This is a genomic window from Bacteroides sp. 41_26 (assembly GCF_949740115.1).
In the GTDB taxonomy this organism is placed as follows: domain Bacteria; phylum Bacteroidota; class Bacteroidia; order Bacteroidales; family Bacteroidaceae; genus Bacteroides; species Bacteroides nordii.
This window is the reverse complement of sequence record NZ_CATJGZ010000093.1, coordinates 1-20,532: the sequence shown is the minus strand read 5'-3', so window position 1 is coordinate 20,532 and position 20,532 is coordinate 1. Positions and strand designations below refer to the sequence as shown.

17 protein-coding genes are annotated in these 20,532 nt (G+C 41.3%); 12 read left to right on the top strand and 5 right to left on the bottom strand.

Features of this window, described 5'->3' with window-relative positions:
* The first annotated feature begins 28 nt into the window (after positions 1–28).
* The 12 genes from QX565_RS14460 (at position 29) to QX565_RS14405 (ending at position 15,197) form a co-directional block, all read left to right on the top strand.
* Positions 29–1,195, top strand: a complete 1,167-nt coding sequence (locus tag QX565_RS14460; RefSeq protein WP_221649296.1) for an AIR synthase related protein — start codon at positions 29–31, stop codon at positions 1,193–1,195.
* Between the two features lie 129 nt (positions 1,196–1,324).
* Entirely contained in the window at positions 1,325–2,437 is a 1,113-nt protein-coding gene (gene prfA, locus QX565_RS14455) for a peptide chain release factor 1 (protein ID WP_221649295.1), read from the top strand.
* 106 nt (positions 2,438–2,543) lie between these two features.
* Positions 2,544–3,377: an orotidine-5'-phosphate decarboxylase gene (pyrF, locus tag QX565_RS14450; RefSeq protein ID WP_289293224.1), complete on the top strand. Its 834-nt coding sequence runs from the start codon at positions 2,544–2,546 to the stop codon at positions 3,375–3,377.
* A complete protein-coding gene (locus QX565_RS14445; RefSeq protein ID WP_221649293.1) occupies positions 3,374–4,603 on the top strand; it encodes an HD domain-containing protein in 1,230 nt (409 codons plus the stop codon). The genes pyrF and QX565_RS14445 overlap by 4 nt, the downstream gene beginning before the upstream one ends.
* Before the next feature lie 140 nt (positions 4,604–4,743).
* The gene (gene lpxD / locus QX565_RS14440) at positions 4,744–5,787 is read left to right on the top strand and encodes a UDP-3-O-(3-hydroxymyristoyl)glucosamine N-acyltransferase (RefSeq protein ID WP_221649292.1); all 1,044 of its coding nucleotides are present in this window, start codon (positions 4,744–4,746) and stop codon (positions 5,785–5,787) included.
* A 3-nt stretch (positions 5,788–5,790) separates the two neighbouring features.
* Positions 5,791–7,176: a bifunctional UDP-3-O-[3-hydroxymyristoyl] N-acetylglucosamine deacetylase/3-hydroxyacyl-ACP dehydratase gene (locus QX565_RS14435; RefSeq protein WP_221649291.1), complete on the top strand. Its 1,386-nt coding sequence runs from the start codon at positions 5,791–5,793 to the stop codon at positions 7,174–7,176.
* Positions 7,177–7,252: 76 nt separating this feature from the next.
* Positions 7,253–8,020: an acyl-ACP--UDP-N-acetylglucosamine O-acyltransferase gene (lpxA, locus tag QX565_RS14430; protein WP_221649290.1), complete on the top strand. Its 768-nt coding sequence runs from the start codon at positions 7,253–7,255 to the stop codon at positions 8,018–8,020.
* A gap of 137 nt (positions 8,021–8,157) precedes the next feature.
* On the top strand, positions 8,158–8,718 hold the full coding sequence (locus QX565_RS14425) for an IS1096 element passenger TnpR family protein (protein ID WP_221649289.1): 561 nt from the start codon (positions 8,158–8,160) through the stop codon (positions 8,716–8,718).
* Positions 8,719–8,811: 93 nt separating this feature from the next.
* Positions 8,812–9,711: a tRNA (adenosine(37)-N6)-dimethylallyltransferase MiaA gene (gene miaA / locus QX565_RS14420; RefSeq protein WP_221649288.1), complete on the top strand. Its 900-nt coding sequence runs from the start codon at positions 8,812–8,814 to the stop codon at positions 9,709–9,711.
* Between the two features lie 61 nt (positions 9,712–9,772).
* Entirely contained in the window at positions 9,773–11,815 is a 2,043-nt protein-coding gene (locus QX565_RS14415) for a sensor histidine kinase (RefSeq protein WP_289293222.1), read from the top strand.
* A gap of 128 nt (positions 11,816–11,943) precedes the next feature.
* Positions 11,944–14,454 (top strand): AsmA family protein, encoded by a 2,511-nt coding sequence (locus tag QX565_RS14410; RefSeq protein WP_289293221.1) that lies wholly within the window; start codon positions 11,944–11,946, stop codon positions 14,452–14,454.
* 128 nt (positions 14,455–14,582) lie between these two features.
* Positions 14,583–15,197: an L-threonylcarbamoyladenylate synthase gene (locus QX565_RS14405; RefSeq protein ID WP_196039631.1), complete on the top strand. Its 615-nt coding sequence runs from the start codon at positions 14,583–14,585 to the stop codon at positions 15,195–15,197.
* A gap of 80 nt (positions 15,198–15,277) precedes the next feature.
* Here the strand turns inward: QX565_RS14405 and nagB are convergent, their stop codons facing one another.
* The 5 genes from nagB to QX565_RS14380 all read right to left on the bottom strand — a co-directional run bounded on the left by nagB (position 15,278) and on the right by QX565_RS14380 (position 20,154).
* Complete coding sequence (nagB, locus tag QX565_RS14400) at positions 15,278–16,090, bottom strand: glucosamine-6-phosphate deaminase (protein ID WP_195349152.1); 813 nt, start codon at positions 16,088–16,090, stop codon at positions 15,278–15,280.
* Between the two features lie 158 nt (positions 16,091–16,248).
* Positions 16,249–17,442 (bottom strand): FprA family A-type flavoprotein, encoded by a 1,194-nt coding sequence (locus QX565_RS14395; RefSeq protein WP_221649285.1) that lies wholly within the window; start codon positions 17,440–17,442, stop codon positions 16,249–16,251.
* Positions 17,443–17,560: 118 nt separating this feature from the next.
* A complete protein-coding gene (mnmL, locus tag QX565_RS14390) occupies positions 17,561–18,535 on the bottom strand; it encodes a tRNA modification radical SAM protein MnmL/YtqA (RefSeq protein ID WP_289293218.1) in 975 nt (324 codons plus the stop codon).
* Positions 18,536–18,582: 47 nt separating this feature from the next.
* On the bottom strand, positions 18,583–19,407 hold the full coding sequence (locus QX565_RS14385; protein WP_289293217.1) for a LytTR family DNA-binding domain-containing protein: 825 nt from the start codon (positions 19,405–19,407) through the stop codon (positions 18,583–18,585).
* A gap of 9 nt (positions 19,408–19,416) precedes the next feature.
* The gene (locus QX565_RS14380) at positions 19,417–20,154 is read right to left on the bottom strand and encodes a LiaF transmembrane domain-containing protein (protein ID WP_289293216.1); all 738 of its coding nucleotides are present in this window, start codon (positions 20,152–20,154) and stop codon (positions 19,417–19,419) included.
* Positions 20,155–20,532 lie beyond the last annotated feature (378 nt).

The window sequence follows — 20,532 nt, the reverse complement described above, 5'->3', positions numbered from 1 at the left end:
TGCCGCCGTATACAAAATCCTATAACTCATGAGTAATCAACGATACATGATGCGGGGCGTTAGCGCATCAAAAGAAGATGTGCACAATGCCATCAAAAACATTGACAAAGGTATCTTTCCTCAGGCATTCTGTAAAATTATTCCTGATATCCTGGGAGGAGACCCGGAGTATTGTAACATTATGCATGCCGACGGTGCCGGAACGAAATCTTCTCTGGCTTATATGTACTGGAAAGAGACAGGTGATCTCTCCGTATGGAAAGGCATTGCACAGGACGCACTGATTATGAATATCGACGACCTACTTTGTGTAGGAGCTGTTGATAATATTCTCGTATCATCTACCATCGGACGTAATAAACTTCTCATTCCCGGAGAAGTTATTTCTGCAATCATCAACGGTACAGATGAGTTACTTGCCGAGCTCCGTGAAATGGGGGTAGGTGTATATGCAACAGGTGGTGAAACCGCCGATGTGGGTGATCTTGTACGTACTATCATTGTAGACAGTACTGTCACCTGCCGCATGAAACGTTCCGATGTTATTGATAATGCCAATATCCGTCCGGGTGATGTAATTGTAGGCCTCGCCTCTTACGGACAGGCTACTTACGAAAAAGAATATAACGGGGGTATGGGTAGCAATGGATTGACCAGTGCCCGCCATGATGTGTTCTCCAAATACCTGGCAGAAAAATATCCTGAGAGTTATGATGCAGGTGTTCCCGAAGAGCTTGTTTATTCAGGTGGACTGAAGCTGACAGACGAAGTGGCAGGTTCTCCTGTTAATGCCGGAAAGTTAGTTCTTTCTCCCACCCGCACATATGCTCCGGTTGTGAAAAAGTTGTTGGATGCTTTACGTCCCGATATCCATGGTATGGTACATTGTTCGGGTGGTGCACAAACCAAAGTGCTGCACTTTGTTGATCAGGTACGTGTAATAAAAGACAATCTATTCCCTGTTCCTCCCCTGTTTAAGACTATCCAGGAACAAAGCGGAACAGACTGGGCAGAGATGTATAAAGTATTCAATATGGGTCATCGCCTTGAAGTATATATCTCTTCCGAACATGCCGCAGAGGTGATTGCCATCAGCGAATCGTTCGGTATCCCGGCACAGATTGTAGGACGTATTGAAGAGAGTGATAAAAAAGAACTGATAATAAAGAGTGAATTCGGAGAATTCAGATATTAAATAATGTGCCAATTAAGTAATGTGCCAATTAATAATGGTATTCAATGTATCCATCCGCAGTATATCGTTATAACGCAGCCAATTGGCATATTAGCACATTATTGAATTAGCACATTATTCCCTATTCTTATGATAGATAACAATAACATATTAGAGAAACTAGACGGCCTCGTAGCCCGTTTTGAGGAAGTATCTACCCTCATCACCGACCCGGCAGTGATTGCCGATCAGAAGCGTTATGTAAAACTAACCAAAGAATATAAAGAACTTGACGACCTGATGAAGGCCCGCAAGGAATATATACAGACCCTGGCCAATATCGACGAAGCCAAAGATATACTTTCTAATGAATCGGATGCTGAAATGCGTGAAATGGCTAAAGAAGAGCTGGATAAGAGTCAGGAGCGTCTGCCCGAATTGGAGGAGGAAATCAAACTATTGCTTGTACCTGCCGATCCGCAAGACAGTAAGAATGCCATTCTTGAGATTCGTGGCGGTACGGGTGGTGATGAAGCTGCAATTTTCGCAGGTGATCTTTTCCGTATGTATGCCAAGTTCTGTGAAACTAAGGGTTGGAAATTAGAAGTATCCAGTGCCAATGAAGGAGCTGCAGGTGGATATAAAGAAATTATTTGTAGCATTACGGGAGATAATGTATACGGAACTATGAAATACGAGTCCGGTGTACATCGGGTACAACGTGTACCTGCTACCGAAACACAAGGACGTGTACATACCTCTGCTGCTTCTGTAGCTGTACTTCCCGAAGCCGAAGAGTTTGATGTTGTTATCAACGAAGGAGAAATTAAATGGGACACTTTCCGTTCCGGTGGTGCCGGTGGTCAGAACGTAAATAAGGTTGAATCCGGTGTTCGCTTGCGTTATATCTGGAAAAATCCAAATACAGGCGTGGCCGAAGAGATACTTATTGAATGTACTGAAACCCGTGACCAACCCAAAAACAAAGAACGTGCCCTTGCCCGTCTGCGCACATTTATCTATGATAAAGAGCACCAAAAGTATGTTGACGACATTGCCTCCAAACGTAAGACAATGGTTTCTACAGGTGACCGTTCTGCCAAAATCCGTACTTACAACTATCCGCAAGGCCGCATTACCGATCACCGTATCAACTATACCATCTATAATCTGGCTGCTTTCATGGACGGAGATATCCAGGAGTGCATCGATAAATTGACGGTAGCAGAGAATACAGAACGACTTAAAGAAAGCGAACTTTAGCAAATAGTGAGTAGCGATTAGTGAGTAGTGATAAGTGGCTGCGCTATTACACTGCATAGCACTAATCACTACTCACTAATCATTAACCCTTAATCCCCATTTCAAAATGAACAAATTAGAATTATTTGAGAACATTAAACATAAGAAATCATTCCTCTGCGTTGGTCTCGACACAGATATCAAGAAAATACCTGAACATCTTCTCAAAGAAGAAGATCCTATCTTCGCTTTTAATAAAGCAATAATTGACGCAACTGCCGACCTGTGTATTGCTTACAAACCCAATTTAGCTTTCTATGAGAGCATGGGTGTAAAAGGTTGGATTGCCTTTGAGAAAACAGTAAAATACATCAAAGAAAATTATCCGGACCAATTCATCATTGCAGATGCAAAACGTGGTGATATCGGTAATACATCTGCTATGTATGCCCGTACATTTTTTGAAGAACTGAACATAGACTCTGTCACAGTAGCCCCATATATGGGTGAAGATAGCGTAACACCATTTCTCACTTACGAAGGCAAATGGGTAATCCTTCTCGCTCTTACCAGTAACAAGGGTTCACATGACTTTCAGCTGACAGAAGATCCCAATGGTGAGCGTCTCTTCGAAAAAGTGCTGCGTAAATCACAAGAATGGGCCAATGACGAACAAATGATGTATGTAGTAGGTGCTACTCAAGGACGTGCTTTTGAAGACATTCGCAAAATCGTTCCCAACCACTTCCTGCTTGTACCAGGCGTAGGAGCACAAGGCGGTTCACTCGAAGAAGTATGTAAATATGGTATGAACAGTAGCTGCGGGCTAATCGTAAATTCTTCTCGTGGTATTATCTATGTAGATAAAACAGAAAAATTTGCAGAAGCCGCAAGAAAAGCAGCACAGGAAGTACAAATGCAAATGGAAAAAGAGCTGAAAAGAGTGATCACTCCCTTATGACTTACGAAAGAAAGATAATAAACGATCCTGTATTTGGATTTATCAACATACCGAAGGGGCTTCTGTACGATATCGTACGGCATCCCCTTTTACAACGTTTAACCCGTATTAAACAGGTAGGTTTGTCGTCCGTGGTATATCCCGGAGCACAGCATACTCGCTTCCAACATTCATTAGGTGCTTTCCATCTGATGAGCGAAGCTATCATGCAGCTTGCTTCTAAAGGAAACTTTATCTTTGACAGTGAAGCGGAAGCTGTACAAGCAGCTATCCTGTTACACGATATCGGTCATGGTCCTTTCTCACATGTACTCGAAGACACCATCGTGAAGGATGTGTCTCACGAAGAGATTTCCCTCATGCTTATGGAACGCATGAACAAGGAAATGAACGGACAACTCAGCCTTGCCATCCAGATATTCAAAGACGAATATCCCAAACGTTTCCTTCACCAACTTGTCAGTGGACAACTCGATATGGACCGTCTGGACTATCTGCGTCGTGACAGTTTCTATACCGGCGTCACAGAAGGGAATATCGGTTCAGCCCGTATCATCAAGATGCTTGATGTGGCCGATGACCACCTCGTTGTTGAATCCAAAGGCATCTACTCGATCGAAAACTTTCTTACAGCCCGTCGTTTGATGTACTGGCAAGTATATCTGCATAAAACCTCAGTTGCCTATGAGCGGATGCTTATCAGTACCTTATTGCGTGCTAAGGAACTTGCCAGCCAGGGAGTAGAGTTATTCGCCTCACCAGCGTTTCATTTCTTTTTGTACAACAATATCAGTCCCGATACATTTCGTAATGATCCTGAATGTCTGGAGAATTTTATCCAGTTGGACGACAATGACATCTGGACCTCTCTTAAAGTATGGAGTAATCATCCGGATAAAGTGCTCTCCACACTTAGCCTTGGAATGATCAACCGCAATATTTTCAAAGTTGAAATTTCTCCTGACCCCATTAGCGAAGAACGAAAAAAAGAATTAACTTTGCAAATAAGCCAGCAACTAGACATCTCACTTTCCGAAGCGAACTATTTTGTTTCTACCCCCAGCATCGAAAAGAATATGTACGAACCGGCAGATGACAGTATTGATATCATTTATAAGGACGGCACTATCAAAAATATAGCCGAAGCATCGGATATGTTGAATATCTCATTGCTCTCCAAAAAGGTAAAGAAATACTATATCTGCTACCATCGTTTGCATAAGTAGGTATAAAATATTCATTAAAGAGTAAGGAAATATAAAAAAAAAGTCCGTTATTTGTGCTCTGATAGAGATATACGTGCAAATGTAGCCTCTATTTGATATATTAAAAACGGAAAAAAATCATATAATAATAGAGTAAAGACATGGAGTTCTCGGCTAAGCAAATTGCAGCATTTATCCAAGGTGAAATTATAGGAGATGAAAACGCAACCGTACATACGTTCGCTAAAATAGAAGAAGGAATACCCGGAGCGATTTCATTTCTGTCCAATCCGAAATATACATCTTATATATATGAGACACAATCCAGTATTGTACTGGTGAACAAAGATTTTGAACCGGAACATGATATAAAGACCACACTAATCAAAGTGGATAACGCCTATGAAAGTCTTGCTAAATTGCTCAATCTCTATGAAATGAGTAAACCAAAGAAGCATGGTATTGATTCACTGGCATTTGTTTCTCCAAGTGCCCATATCGGCGAAAATGTATATATCGGAGCATTTGCCTACATTGGCGAGAATGCCATTATCGGAGACAATACCTTAATCTATCCACATACTTATATAGGTGATGGTGTGAAAATAGGCACCAATTGTACCCTTTATTCGAATGTAAATGTATACCATGATTGCCATATCGGTAACGAATGTGTTCTGCATTCCGGTGCGGTTATTGGTGCAGATGGTTTCGGTTTCGCCCCCACCCCGCAAGGGTATGAAAAAATCCCTCAGATCGGAATTGTAATCCTTGAAGACAAAGTAGATATAGGTGCCAATACCTGTGTAGATCGCGCCACAATGGGAGCTACCGTAATACATAGCGGTGTTAAGCTGGACAATCTGATACAAGTAGCTCATAATGACGAAATAGGTTCTCACACTGTAATGGCAGCTCAAGTGGGCATTGCCGGATCCACAAAGATAGGAGAATGGTGTATGTTTGGCGGACAAGTAGGTATCGCAGGACACATCAAGATAGGTGACAAAGTGAACCTTGGCGCACAATCGGGTGTACCGGGAGATATCAAAGCCGGTAGCCTGCTGATAGGTACTCCTCCTGTAGAACCAAAGCAGTACTTCAAGTCATTCATCATACAAAAAAAATTGCCAGAACTGCAGAAAGAAGTAAATAGTCTGCGTAAAGAGCTTGACGAACTAAAACAACAACTATTAAATAAGTAACCAATGCTGAAACAAAAAACTCTGAAAGATAGCTTTTCACTGAGAGGAAAAGGTCTTCACACTGGTCTTGACCTGACTGTAACGTTTAATCCTGCCCCCGATAATCACGGGTATAAAATACAACGTATTGATTTAGAAGGACATCCCACCATCGACGCTGTAGCAGACAACGTAACAGAAACAACCCGCGGTACTGTATTGTCTAAGAATGGAGTAAAAGTAAGCACCGTTGAACATGGAATGGCAGCACTCTACGCCTTAGGCATCGACAACTGCCTCATTCAGGTAAATGGTCCGGAGTTCCCTATTCTGGACGGTAGTGCACAATATTACGTACAAGAAATTGAAAGAGTCGGAACAGAAGAACAAAGTGCTGTAAAAGACTTTTATATCATTAAATCAAAAATTGAATTCCGTGATGAAGAAACCGGCTCATCCATTATTGTATTGCCAGACGAAAACTTCAGTCTGAATGTACTGGTTTCTTATGATTCCACTATCATTCCTAATCAGTTTGCTACACTGGAAGACATGGCCAAGTTCAAAGACGAAGTAGCTGCCAGCCGTACTTTCGTATTTGTTCGCGAAATCGAACCGCTTCTCTCGGCCGGACTAATTAAAGGTGGTGACCTGGACAATGCTATCGTTATTTACGAACGTAAGATGTCACAGGAAAACTATGATAAACTGGCAGACGTAATGGGAGTTCCCCACATGGATGCCGAACAACTGGGATACATTAATCACAAACCATTGGTATGGGCTAATGAATGTGCCCGTCACAAACTCTTGGATGTTATTGGTGATCTTGCCCTCATCGGCAAACCTATTAAAGGCCGTATCATAGCTACCCGTCCGGGACATACCATCAACAATAAGTTCGCCCGCCAGATGCGCAAAGAAATTCGCTTGCACGAAATACAGGCTCCCATATACAATTGTGACGAAGAACCGATCATGGACGTAAATCGTATCCGCGAACTACTTCCTCATCGTTATCCGTTCCAGTTAGTAGATAAGGTTATCGAGATCGGCGCTAACTATATCGTAGGTATCAAGAACGTCACTTCCAACGAACCATTTTTTCAAGGCCACTTCCCCGAAGAACCTGTAATGCCGGGTGTTCTTCAGATAGAAGCAATGGCGCAAATTGGCGGTCTTCTTGTGCTCAACTCTGTAGACGAACCGAACCGTTACTCTACCTATTTCATGAAAATAGATGGCGTGAAATTCCGTCAGAAAGTAGTACCCGGTGATACCCTTATCTTCCGTGTAGAATTACTTGCTCCTATTCGTCGTGGTATCTCTACAATGAAGGGGTACGCATTTGTGGGTGAAAAAGTAGTATGCGAAGCGGAATTTATGGCTCAAATAGTAAAAAACAAATAATTACTGAATTGAAACCAGGAGTTGAAATACTATTTGTTTCAACTCTCAACTTTCAACTCTCAACTCTCAACTAATTATGATAAGTCCCTTAGCGTATATTCATCCCGAGGCTAAGATCGGGGAAAACGTAGAGATTGGTCCTTTTGTTTACATTGACAAAAATGTGGTCATTGGTAATAACAATACCGTTATGCCCAATGCCAACATTCTATACGGTTCTCGAATCGGTAACGGAAATACCATTTTTCCGGGTGCTGTGATTGGTGCTATCCCACAGGATCTCAAGTTTCGTGGTGAAGAAACCACAGCCGAAATTGGTGATAACAATATCATTCGTGAGAATGTAACAGTCAATCGCGGTACTGCAGCCAAAGGTAAAACAATAGTAGGTAATAATAACCTGCTAATGGAAGGAGTACATGTAGCACATGATGCTATTATTGGCAATGGCTGCATCATCGGCAACTCTACGAAAATGGCAGGAGAAATCATTATTGATGACAACGCAATTATCAGTGGTGCCGTGTTGATGCATCAATTTTGCCGTGTAGGCGGATATGTAATGATACAAGGAGGAAGCCGTTTCAGTAAAGATATCCCTCCTTACATTATTGCCGGACGTGAACCAATTACTTATAGTGGCATTAATATCATCGGCCTGCGCCGTCGTGGTTTTAGCAACGAAGTAATAGAAAACATTCACAATGCCTACCGCATCATTTACCAAAGCGGACTGAATATCACAGACGCATTGGCAAAAATAGAGACAGATGTTCCAATGAGCCCGGAAATTGAATACATCGTAGGCTTTATTCGTAATTCAGAACGTGGAATTATAAAATAAGTTATAAGGTTATGATATTATAAAATGATGGAGTTATAGAACCATTATATACATTATATTCACTATAATAATTATAGCACTATAACTTTATAACATCATAACCCGATAACATTAAAACTCTATAACTTTATAACATTATGATATACAGATTTACAATCATATCTGATGAAGTAGATAATTTTATCAGAGAAATACAGATTGATCCGGAAGCAACATTTTATGACTTCCATGAAGCAATACTAAAATCAACAGGTTACACCAATGACCAGATGACCTCATTCTTCCTTTGTGACGACGATTGGGAGAAAGAAAAAGAAATCACTTTGGAGGAGATGGACGACAATCCTGAGATGGATAGCTGGGTAATGAAAGATACTACTCTGAGCGAGCTAATTGAAGATGAGAAGCAAAAATTGCTGTATGTATTTGACTACATGACAGAACGTTGTTTCTTTATCGAACTATCAGAAATCATTACCGGTAAAGATATGCAAGGTGCCAAATGTACTAAAAAGTCCGGAGAAGCTCCTAAACAAATTATGGACTTTGAGGAAATGACTGCCAGTACTGGTTCACTCGATCTGGACGAAAACTTTTATGGCGATCAGGATTTTGATCTGGAAGACTTTGATGCCGATGGTTTTGACATGGGTGGCGGTGCAGCAGATGCAGGAACATTTGAAGAAGAAAAACTTTAATCAATTGACAATTGATAGTTGACAATTGACAGTTAGCAGCTGTACACTGCATAGTAACTGTCAATTGTCAACTATCAACTTTCAACTAAAATAATGACTGCTCTTATAGTCCTCATAGGCCCTACCGGCGTTGGAAAAACAGAACTTAGTCTCCGGTTGGCGGAACACTTCCACACGTGTATTGTTTCTGCTGACTCAAGACAACTCTATGCCGATTTAAAGATAGGTACAGCAGCTCCTACCTCAGATCAACTCAATCGTGTACCTCATTATCTGGTAGGCACTTTAAAACTGACTGATTATTACAGTGCCGCCCGTTATGAAGAAGAAGCATTAGCCACACTCGACAATCTATTCCGCCAATATGATACTGTCATCCTTACCGGAGGCTCTATGATGTACATAGACGCTATCTGTAAAGGTATTGACGACATCCCCACTGTAGATACAGAAACCCGCGAACTGATGTTACAGAGGTATGAAACAGAAGGGCTCGAAAAGCTCTGTGCTGAACTAAAACTATTAGACCCCGAATATTACAGGATAGTAGACCTAAAGAATCCTAAACGCGTGATTCATGCGCTCGAGATCTGTTACATGACAGGGAAAACCTATACATCTTTTCGTACGCAACAAAAAAAACAACGTCCTTTTCGCATTATCAAGATAGGACTAACCCGTGACCGTGCCGAACTTTACGACCGTATCAACCGCAGGGTAGATATCATGATAGAAGAAGGATTGCTTGAAGAAGCCCGAAGCGTATATCCCTACCGTACTCTCAACTCACTCAACACCGTGGGATACAAAGAAATGTTCAATTATCTAGATGGTACCTGGGAACTACCTTTTGCCATCGAAAAGATAAAACAAAATTCGCGTATCTACTCACGCAAACAAATGACATGGTTCAAGCGGGACGAAGAGATACAATGGTTTCACCCTGAACAGGAAACTGAAATACTGGATTATATCAACACAAAAATACAATAAGAAACAAGTATTCAAAAAGATTCTTAGATTCCTTTTTAACACAGACTTAAATACATTTATTATGAAGAGATTAATACTTCTTTGTCTCAGTATCCTCTTGCTTTTCACCGTTCATGCACAAAATAAAGAACAGCAACAGTATGATTCCATCATGACTATCATGAAAGACAAATCTATTCCTCTGTTAGAACGATATTACATGACCGGAGATATAGAGTACCTTTCGCGTGAGCATCAGATTGAAATAATGAAACAGCTAATTCCGGAAGCAAAAAATCTGGAAGATAAAGCTGTTGTAACGCGTTTATATTCCATTATCTCTCTCTTCAGAACCCAGTTGAGTCATATGGAAATCGCTAAAAATTATCTGGACAGTGCATTTATTTATGACGGAAAATTCGCCAACAATAATATCTCCGGCATGATGTATTTTGTTGCAGGTAATTATTATATGGCACAAACAGATTTTGTAGAAGCTCAAAAGAATTATTATAAGGCTGCTGAATATTTTAATAAGAATGAGCAAAAGCCAAGTATCCTGACAGATGTATATTATGATTTGTCTACAATCTACATCCTGTGGAGAGATGAAAAAGGATTAGCCGAATTGATGAAAGATATGGAGCACTCTCCTGTTGATTTCCCCTTTCAGCATATTTTAAAACTAACTGTACAATCACAGTATTATTATGCGCATTACATAAACACGGAAAACACAGCTTATTTAGATTCTGCTGCTATCTACAACAATCTGGCATTCGATATTTACAACACAACAGATAATCCGTACGATGTAGGATACCAAATTGCCGATAATTATCTCTCGCAAGCACTTATTTATTGTTTGCAAGGGAAAATAGCAGAAGCACAAAAATGTTTAGCCACAGGACAAAAGCTTATAAATCCAAAGTTATTAGATTCAGACGCCCGGATCCTTTTTATTTCGGGGACTATCTCTTTCTATCTAAAAGATTATCCAAAGGCAGAAAAGAACTTATTGGCAGGATTACAAAAATTAGAGACGCTGAGTGAAGAGAAGAAAATTAATTATGATGAATCCATCAGTTCTTCCTATCAAATATTAGCTCAAATATATGAGGAACAGAAACTTTATGATAAAGCACTGGCAGCAGAGCGTAAATCCATTGATTATGCCACTCGTTTAAACGATAAAAATAATCGCAAAGAAATAAACACACTGCGTGTGAAGTATAATTTGGATCAAGCTGAACGTAGTGTGAAACAGCTTTCAGTACTCAATGAACAAAGAAAACGTGTCAACCTGCTTGCAATAGGAATGATAATACTGGCATTAATCACTATTATCCTGTTAGTGATTCGTCATCGTTCACGTCAAAAGATGAATGCTCATTTATTGCAAATTGCAGAACTAAAACAACAGGAAGCAGATTTAATGATCGAACTCCAAAAATCCAAACTGGAAGAAAAAGAAAACGAGTTTCAAACCATTCTCAATGAATCCAAACAACGTCATGTACAATCTTATCTTGAAGGTCTGGAGGCAGAACGGGAACGACTGGCAACCGAACTTCACGATGATGTATGTAACAATCTTATGGCGCTTGAAATACAAATACGGGCACAGTATAAAGAGCAAGAGGGTGCAACACCAACGATAGTAGAGACGCTGACAGAAATTCGCAATCGGGTCCGTACAGTTTCACATGAACTGATGCCTCCCACATTCCAATATGCAACACTGGACGAAATGCTGGAAGATTTCATAACTCACCTCAATCTGCCTGAAAAAACAAAAGCTGAGTACCGATCAACTCCGGGCACGGATTGGAACAATATCCCTTCAGAGATTGGTTTTGAATTCTACAGAATAACCCAGGAAGCTATTAACAATGCAATAAAATACGCTTCGGCCCACAAAATATCAGTAGAACTGAAACTTGAAGATCATCAACTCTCTATTACAATAGAAGATGACGGTAAAGGATTCGATACTGAAAAGAAAACAAAAGGAATCGGGTTGCATACCATAGCACAGCGTATCCAATCTATCAAGGGTACGTTTGAATTGACATCTCACACAGGCGTCGGTACGAAGATAGTAGCAAAAATCTCGCTTGCATAGATACAATACAGTTTTTCTCCATCTCAAATTTATCAGTCTGTGACTTAAATTCATAAGTCACAGACTGATAAATGAAAAAAAATCAGTAGCTTTGCTATCTCAATACGTTTAATCAAAAACCTGCAAATATGAAAAAAGGTCTGAAAATTACAGCAATAACATTAGGAGTACTCCTGCTGCTGATGCTTATTCTTCCTTTTGCTTTCCGCGGTAAGATAGAAAGCATAGTAAAAACAGAAGGAAATAAAATGCTTAATGCACAGTTTGATTTCCGTAGTCTGGATATTAGTCTGTTTCGTAATTTCCCCAAGGCATCAGTTACTCTTAATGATTTCTGGTTGCGCGGTGTTGGTGAATTTGAAAAAGACACTCTCGTACAAGCGGGTGAAGTAACAGCCGCTATCAACCTTTTCTCTCTTTTCGGAGATAGCGGTTATGACATTTCTAAAGTACAGATAACAGACACCCGGCTACACGCCATTGTACTTGCAGATGGCCGGCCCAATTGGGACGTAATGAAGCCCGATAGTACAGTTACCGATACCGCAGAAGAGCCAAGCAGTTCTCCGTTTAAGATACAACTTCAACAGTTTGTCATCAAAAATATGAATCTCATATACGATGACCGTCAGGCAAATATGTATGCAGATATCCATAATCTGAATGCACTTTGCTCCGGAGACCTGGGAAGCGATCGTACAACCTTACAATTGGAAGCAGAAACGGAAGCGCTTACCTATAAGATGAACGGCATCCCCTTCCTTTCTAATGCCAATATTTATGCGAAAATGGATGTAGATGCCGATCTTGCCAACAATAAATATACATTGAAAGAGAATGAATTCCGGTTGAATGCCATCAAAGCAGGTATCGATGGTTGGGTAGCCCTGAAAGATCCTGCCATAGATATGGACCTCAAACTGAACACCAACGAAGTAGGGTTCAAAGAAATTCTATCTCTGATCCCTGCTATTTATGCCAAAGATTTTGAAGGCTTAAAGACAGAGGGTATTGCCACACTTTCTGCCGACATAAAAGGTACGATGGTAGGTGACAGCATTGTACCCCAGTTCAAGGTAGCAATGACAGTGAAAGACGCCATGTTCCGTTATCCTTCTCTCCCGGCAGGTGTAGATCAGATTAACATCAATGCAGAAATTAAAAATCCGGGAGGAGCTATTGACCTCACCACAGTGAGTATTCGCCCGTTTAGTTTCCGACTTGCCGGAAACTCATTCAGTGTGACAGCCGAGATAAAAACACCGATCAGTGATCCGGACTTTCATGCTGAAGCAAAAGGAGTACTCAATCTGGGCATGATCAAACAGGTATACCCATTGGAGGATATGGAACTAAACGGTACTATCAATGCAGACATGCAGCTCGCCGGAAAAATGTCGTACATCGAAAAAGAACAGTATGAACGTGTACAGGCTTCCGGAACAATCGGACTCACCTCAATGAAACTGAAAATGAAGGATATGCCGGATATAGATATCCACAAGTCACTCTTTACTTTCACTCCCAAGTACCTGCAACTAAGCGAAACAACTGTCAATATCGGTAAGAACGATCTGACTGCTGATAGCCGTTTTGAAAACTATCTGGGTTACGCACTGAAAGGAACAACATTGAAAGGGACGCTCAATATCCGCTCCAATCATCTTAACCTGAATGATTTCATGACAGCCACAGCAGATACCGTTACACAGGTGACAACTGCTCCGGCAGATAGTATAAGTGGTATCATTGAAGTGCCCCGTAATATTGATTTCCAAATGGATGCCAATCTGAAAGAGGTACTGTTTGATAAGATGGCTTTCACTAATATGAACGGAAAGTTGGTCGTTAAAGACGGGAAAGTGGATATGAAGAATCTTTCTATGAACACGATGGGTGGCAATGTGGTTATGAACGGCTATTACTCTACGGCTGATGTTAAAAAGCCGGAGATGAATGCAGGATTCAAACTCAATGGATTGAGCTTTGCCCAGACATACAAAGAGCTTGATATGGTGCAACAACTCGCACCTATCTTCGAAAATCTAAAAGGAAACTTCTCCGGTAGTATGAAGGTACAAACCATCCTGGATGCCGCTATGAGTCCTGTACTCGAAACAATGCAGGGTAACGGAAGCCTTTCTACCAAAGACCTCAGTCTGAGCGGAGTAAAGGTGATTGACCAAATAGCCGAAGCCGTGAATAAACCGGATTTGAAGGAGATGAAGGTTAAAGATATGACGTTGGATTTCACCATCAAAGACGGACGAGTGGCAACACAGCCATTTGACATCAAACTGGGCGACTATGTAATGAACCTCTCCGGAAGTACAGGATTGGATCAGACAATAGACTATTCTGGTAAAATCAAACTGCCCGCTTCTGCAGGTGACCTTGCCAAGTTAACAACACTCGACCTGAAAATCGGAGGATCGTTTACTTCACCCAAAGTGTCTATTGACACTAAGAGTATGGCAAACCAGGCGGTAGAAGCCGTAGCTGATAAAGCAATCAGTGAGTTAGGAAAGAAATTGGGTCTGGACTCTGCCGCCACAAATAATAAAGAGGACCTGAAAGAGGCAGTAAAAGAAAAAGCTGCTGAAAAAGCACTGGACTTTTTAAAGAAAAAACTAAAATAGTGGTTAGTGATAAGTGATTAGTGATTAGTGCCATGCGGTGTAGTGACATAACTCACTAATCACCATTGATTCTTCCACTATTCACTTATCACTAATCACTTATCACTAATCACTAACCACTACTTATCATGCTTCTGAAACTTTACGAAAAGAATAATAATCCACAGGACCTGCAACAGGTGGTGGATATTTTGAATGATGGCGGCCTCATCATCTATCCTACCGATACGATGTATGCTATTGGTTGTCATGGATTGAAAGAGCGTGCCATTGAACGTATTTGCCGTATCAAAGAGATTGATCCACGTAAGAATAATCTTTCTATTATCTGTTATGATCTGAGTAGCATCAGTGAATACGCGAAAGTTGATAATAATACGTTCAAACTGATGAAACGTAATTTGCCCGGACCATTCACCTTTATTCTGAACGGAACAAACCGGCTTCCCAAGATCTTTCGAAACAGGAAAGAAGTAGGTATTCGTATGCCGGATAACAATATCATTCGTGAGATAGCCCGCTTGCTTGATGCACCGATTATGACAACGACTCTACCGCACGAAGCACATGAAGACCTGGAATATGCAACAGATCCGGAACTGATAGATGAAAAGTTCGGAGAGATAGTAGACCTCGTGATTGACGGAGGAATAGGAGGAATAGAACCGTCAACAGTAGTTAGTTGTACAGAAGGAAGTCCAGAAATAATCCGGCAGGCCAAAGGAATACTGGAAGAGAATTAAAGCTGGAATACTAAAAATTAAAGCTGCGCAGTGGATAAATAATTCCTACTGCGCAGCTTTTAATTTTTAACTTCTAAATCTTATTTAATCAAAGATTTTGCATCCAGATGATCGGCTTCGATATCTTTAAAGTAGCGATATGTTCCTACTTTCAGTTCTTCTGTAGCAGCATCGTCACAAACGATGATACCTTTCTCATGCATCTGTAATGCACTGATTGTCCACATCTGAGTGATAGCTCCCTCTACTGCGTGATACAACGCACGAGCTTTGTTATGACCATTCACGATAATCATTACTTCTTTTGCAGACAATACAGTCCCTACACCTACCGTCAAAGCAGTCTTAGGCACTTTATTGATATCGTTGTCAAAGAAGCGTGAATTAGCAATGATTGTATCTGTAGTCAACGTTTTCTGACGGGTACGTGAAGTCAGTGATGATCCCGGCTCATTGAATGCAATATGTCCATCCGGTCCGATACCACCCATAAAAAGATCTATACCACCATATGACTTTATTTTCTCTTCATAACGGGCACATTCAGCATCCAGGTCAGCAGCGTTTCCATTAAGGATATTCGTGTTTTCCGGTTTGATATCAATATGACTGAAGAAATTATTCCACATGAAAGAGTAGTAACTTTCCGGATGTTCTTTCGGCAATCCTACATATTCGTCCATATTGAAAGTGACTACATTCTCAAAAGAAACAATACCTTTCTTATTCAAATCAATAAGTCCTTTGTACATACCCAGAGGAGAAGAACCTGTAGGACATCCCAATACGAATGGTTTCTCTGCTGTAGGATTGGCTGCCTTAATTTTAGCGGCAACATAATGTGCTGCCCATGAAGAAACGGACTGATAGTCCGGCTGAATAATTAATCTCATAAGTTTATATTTTTAATCGGTTAGTAATAATGTTATAGGGTTATGGAGTTACAGGATTGCAGGGTGGTAAATAGACAGAAGGGTTAAATTGCTAATTTATAACTCTACAACTCCATAACCTTATAGCCTTACAACTTTATAACTCTATAATTCCTCCCTTAGTTCTTCTTTAAACGTTCCGCCATTGCCCGTGCCAGATTTTCACACTGCGCGTAGGTAATGTCTCTCATTGCCTGTTTCATCTCTACCGGATCTCCCACTACTTCAAACTTGCTCTTTTCAGCAAATTCAGCCATACGCTTCACGGCAGCACCTGCCCAGGTAAAAGAACCAAACAGACCAAGATAACGCCCTTTCAGCTCGCGTATCAATATCTTCGAAAGTAAAGACTCTATTTCCGGGAATATCTGGTTACTATACGTCGGTGAACCAATGATTAATCCTTTATATTTAAAGATATCTGCCAGAATATAAGACGCATTGGTCTTGCTTACGTTATGCATCACGATATTTTTAATACCTTGTGCCGATAGTTCCGCAGCAATAGCTTCGGCCATTTGCTCGGTATTGCCGTACATACTTCCATAAGCAATGACCACACCCTCATCGGCATCATAACGACTCAGCTTATCATAAACACCTATTACCTTCGGAATGTTATCAGTCCACACCGGACCATGAGTAGAGCAAATTACAGAGATAGGCAGTCCGCCCAGTTTTTGCAAAGCCTTTTGTACGGGGTTACCATATTTTCCCACTATATTAGAATAGTAACGCACCATTTCATCCCAATAATGATCCGTATTAATACGGGTATCAAGGAAGCCACCGTCCAAGGTACCAAAGCAACCAAATCCATCTCCGGAGAAAAGAATACCATCTGTTTCGTCAAAAGTCATCATTGTCTCCGGCCAATGCACCATTGGAGTGAGATAAAAACGAAGTTTGTGTTTTCCAAGCGCAAGGAAGTCACCATCTTTCACCAGATATTGTTCACCTGTTACCCCATAGAAGCCCTCAATCATGCCGAAGGTTTGCTTATTGCCTACAATTACGATATCAGGATAATGTTGTTTGATCAGCCGGATGGAGCCCGAATGGTCCGGTTCCATATGATTTATAATTAAGTAGTTAATAGGACGGTCACCAATTACTTGCTTTATTTTATGAAGAAAAACCTCAAAATAGCAGATATCTACTGTATCGACCAAAGCTACCATTTCATCATCAATCAGATAAGAGTTATATGAAACTCCGTATGGCAGCGGCCACATCCCCTCAAAGAGATGTTTGTTACGGTCGTTTACTCCTACATAGTGGACGTTTCCTTTAATTCTTGTTTTCTGTTCCATCTTAAAATTAATGTTTAATGATTAACGATTAATGATTAATGTTTAATGATCAATGTTTAATGATCAATGGGCTGTACTATTATGTACATGGCATTGATCATCAAACATTAATCATTATTTATCGATCATTATTCATTCTGTCCTGCAAAGATACTTTTTTTTTCGTAACTCCGTATCTCTTGCCTTGATATGCCCCCCTTTCTTTCATTCTTTTTTGAACTCGGGCTGTAAATTCATAATTTTTTAATCCCCAGTCGGGAGCTATTAGTAATTCACGGGGAGATTGTGAGACGAAGCGCTCTATGACAAGATCGGGACGCAGATGTTCTACATAATCTATTACAAGATCTATATATTCGTTCACATCATTAAAAAGGTGGAAATCAGAAGGGTTTTGTTCATATTCGTGAGCCATACGCGTACCACGGATCAACTGTAGCTGATGCATTTTCAAAGTGGTAAGCGGTAATTCCGAAAGCACGCCGGCTTGCGCCACAATAGCATCATGAGACTCTCCCGGGAGTCCTAAAATCACATGCCCGCCAGTAAGAATACCACAACTGGCTGTACGTTGCACCGCCTCCACAGTAGTGGCATAAGTATGCCCCCGGTTGATGCGCTTCAGCGTTTCATCATAAGTAGTTTCAATGCCGTACTCCACAAGAAGAAAAGTCTGGCGGTTGAGTGTTTCAAGATAACGAAGAAGATCCTCCGGCATACAATCCGGACGAGTGCCGATGACAAGTCCTACCACCCCGTCAACACTCAGTGCCTCTTCATATTTCCGCTTTAAACTTTCGAGTCCGGCATAAGTGTTGGTGTATGCTTGGAAATAGGCAAGGTATTTCATCGAAGGATATTTATGGGCAAAGAACTGTTTCCCCTCTTCTAACTGTACGGAAACCGTTTTTTCGGTCCGGCAGTATTCCGGATTAAACGTTTGATTGTTGCAATACGTGCAACCTCCCTGCCCCTTGGTTCCATCCCGATTGGGGCAGGTAAAACCGGCATTCAGGGATATTTTCTGTACTTTATAAGGGAAATAACGCCTCAGAAACTGCGGAAATTCGTTGTATAAAGGTTGCTCAGTCATATGCTTCGTTGCTTAGAGAGAACAAACATAAGAAAATCCAGGGAATACTACAAGTCTAATCGTGTTTTCAGCAGCTTATAACCGGAAAGGCTCACCCGGAGTTTATCTCCGTTCTTTAGCAGCAATCTGTAAGTCTCTTTCCCGAAAAGTTCTACACGTAGTATTTGCGTCACGTTTACGATGGTAGATCGATGTACCCGTACGAATTGGGTTGCAGGCAGATGTTTTTCAAGATACTTCATTGTCAGCTCCTTTACGAACTGCCCTTCAGGAGTAAATAATGTGACATAATCTCCACACGCCTGAACATAAATTAAGTCATTCGTTGCAACCAGATGAATACGCGCTCCATCCTTTACTGTGATGCGATCCAGATACTCTTCCACTGATTGAGAAGAAGTGTCCGCAGCTTCTTCTTCATTTTGCCGGTCTTCAACTTCCGCTATTTCCTCGGCAGGAAGACGAAGTGCCTGCAAGGAGTAATATTTGTACCACATCATTACATTCGTCCAGCACAATGCACCAACCAGTGCCCGGAACGGCAGAGTATCGGCAAAAGGCAAATAAGAACTTCCGGCCATCGTCTCGATCCATCCCTGCAAAGCAAATCCGCCAGCCAGCCAAAAGAGTATCGCCAATACGGATACTATTATTTCTGTTTGCACCAATGATACAAAACCGATAACAAACCATGATAAATAAGCCAAGCCACAAAACAGTCCTACTGAAACCGCTCCGTCCACAAGTGCAGACAATAAGCCAACACCGGCATAAGCTGTCAACAGCCATGCCTGTACCCCTATTGCAACTAATACCATCAATAAAACAGGTATCCATCGTCGGGAAGATTCCATTATAGGATGTGCTTGCATCTTCGTTTATCAGCCTTTAATTTCTACTCCTCCGAAAGAGACATTTCCCATTACTACAAGGCGGCGGCTTTGGTCTATATTTACTCCCGGAATACGTTTATCTTCGCAACCTCCCAGAAAAGCATTGGCTTGTAAATCAACCCGCCAGTCGAGAGGCACATAAATTTCTATCCCACCAAAATTACATTCTACTTCAATGTAGGTTTCCCCTTCGGATATATTCGTACGCCGCAAGTCGAGCACAGTCCCACCAAAAGTGTTACGGATCGTTGCCCCCTTGAATACCTCATCAAGCACTACCTGCTTTACGCCTCCGAATACATTGTCCGAGCGCACAAAACCATCGGCCGAACTGGTCTGCTTATTACCAAAAGTCTGTTCACCCCGCGTTTTCCACTCTTTATGACGATTGGGACGATAAAAGAAGAAGATGCCCAAACATACCAATACAACAGGCCAAAGCACTGCACTCGCATTGACGGGCATCCAGGGCAACCACCCCAGACGGGGCATAATGAAACAAAGACCAACCACAAACAAGATCAATCCGGTGAACATCTGACGGCGAAGAATCGAATAGGCACCCAACACAATCAAAAGCATCGGCCAGGATACAACGATACGAAATAAATCATTGGGAATAAATCCCAGATTACGACCCAACAGCATAATTCCGGAGACTATAAAAATGCTGGCCACCAATTGCCTGCCCGTCAATCCCGAAGGAGATGTAGATTTCTTTTCCATAATTCTATTTTCTATTTTAATTCGATGATACGTTTCGAGCTTTACTATTTGATGTTGCAAAGATAAACTGTTCAGGGACTTTCGGGAACACTTTACCGTTTATTTCCGTCCCAAAATCGATGAATACAGGAGTATATCCGGCGAAACTGGGAAATAAAGAAAGAAATCTGCTCCTCGTTCAGCCAATCTGTTAGGGGAGAATGACAAGATTCACTCGTTCCGGCATACATTCAGCGACGTTCGTTGGTTAGGTCACCGGTGAAGATTCCCTCTCTCACCGCAGGGCCGACGCATTAAAATGCGCTGTCCTGTAAAAGTGTTGACAGGTATTTTTCATCCCATCCTGCTTTCAGCCTTTTGAGATTCATGCTTCCTTTT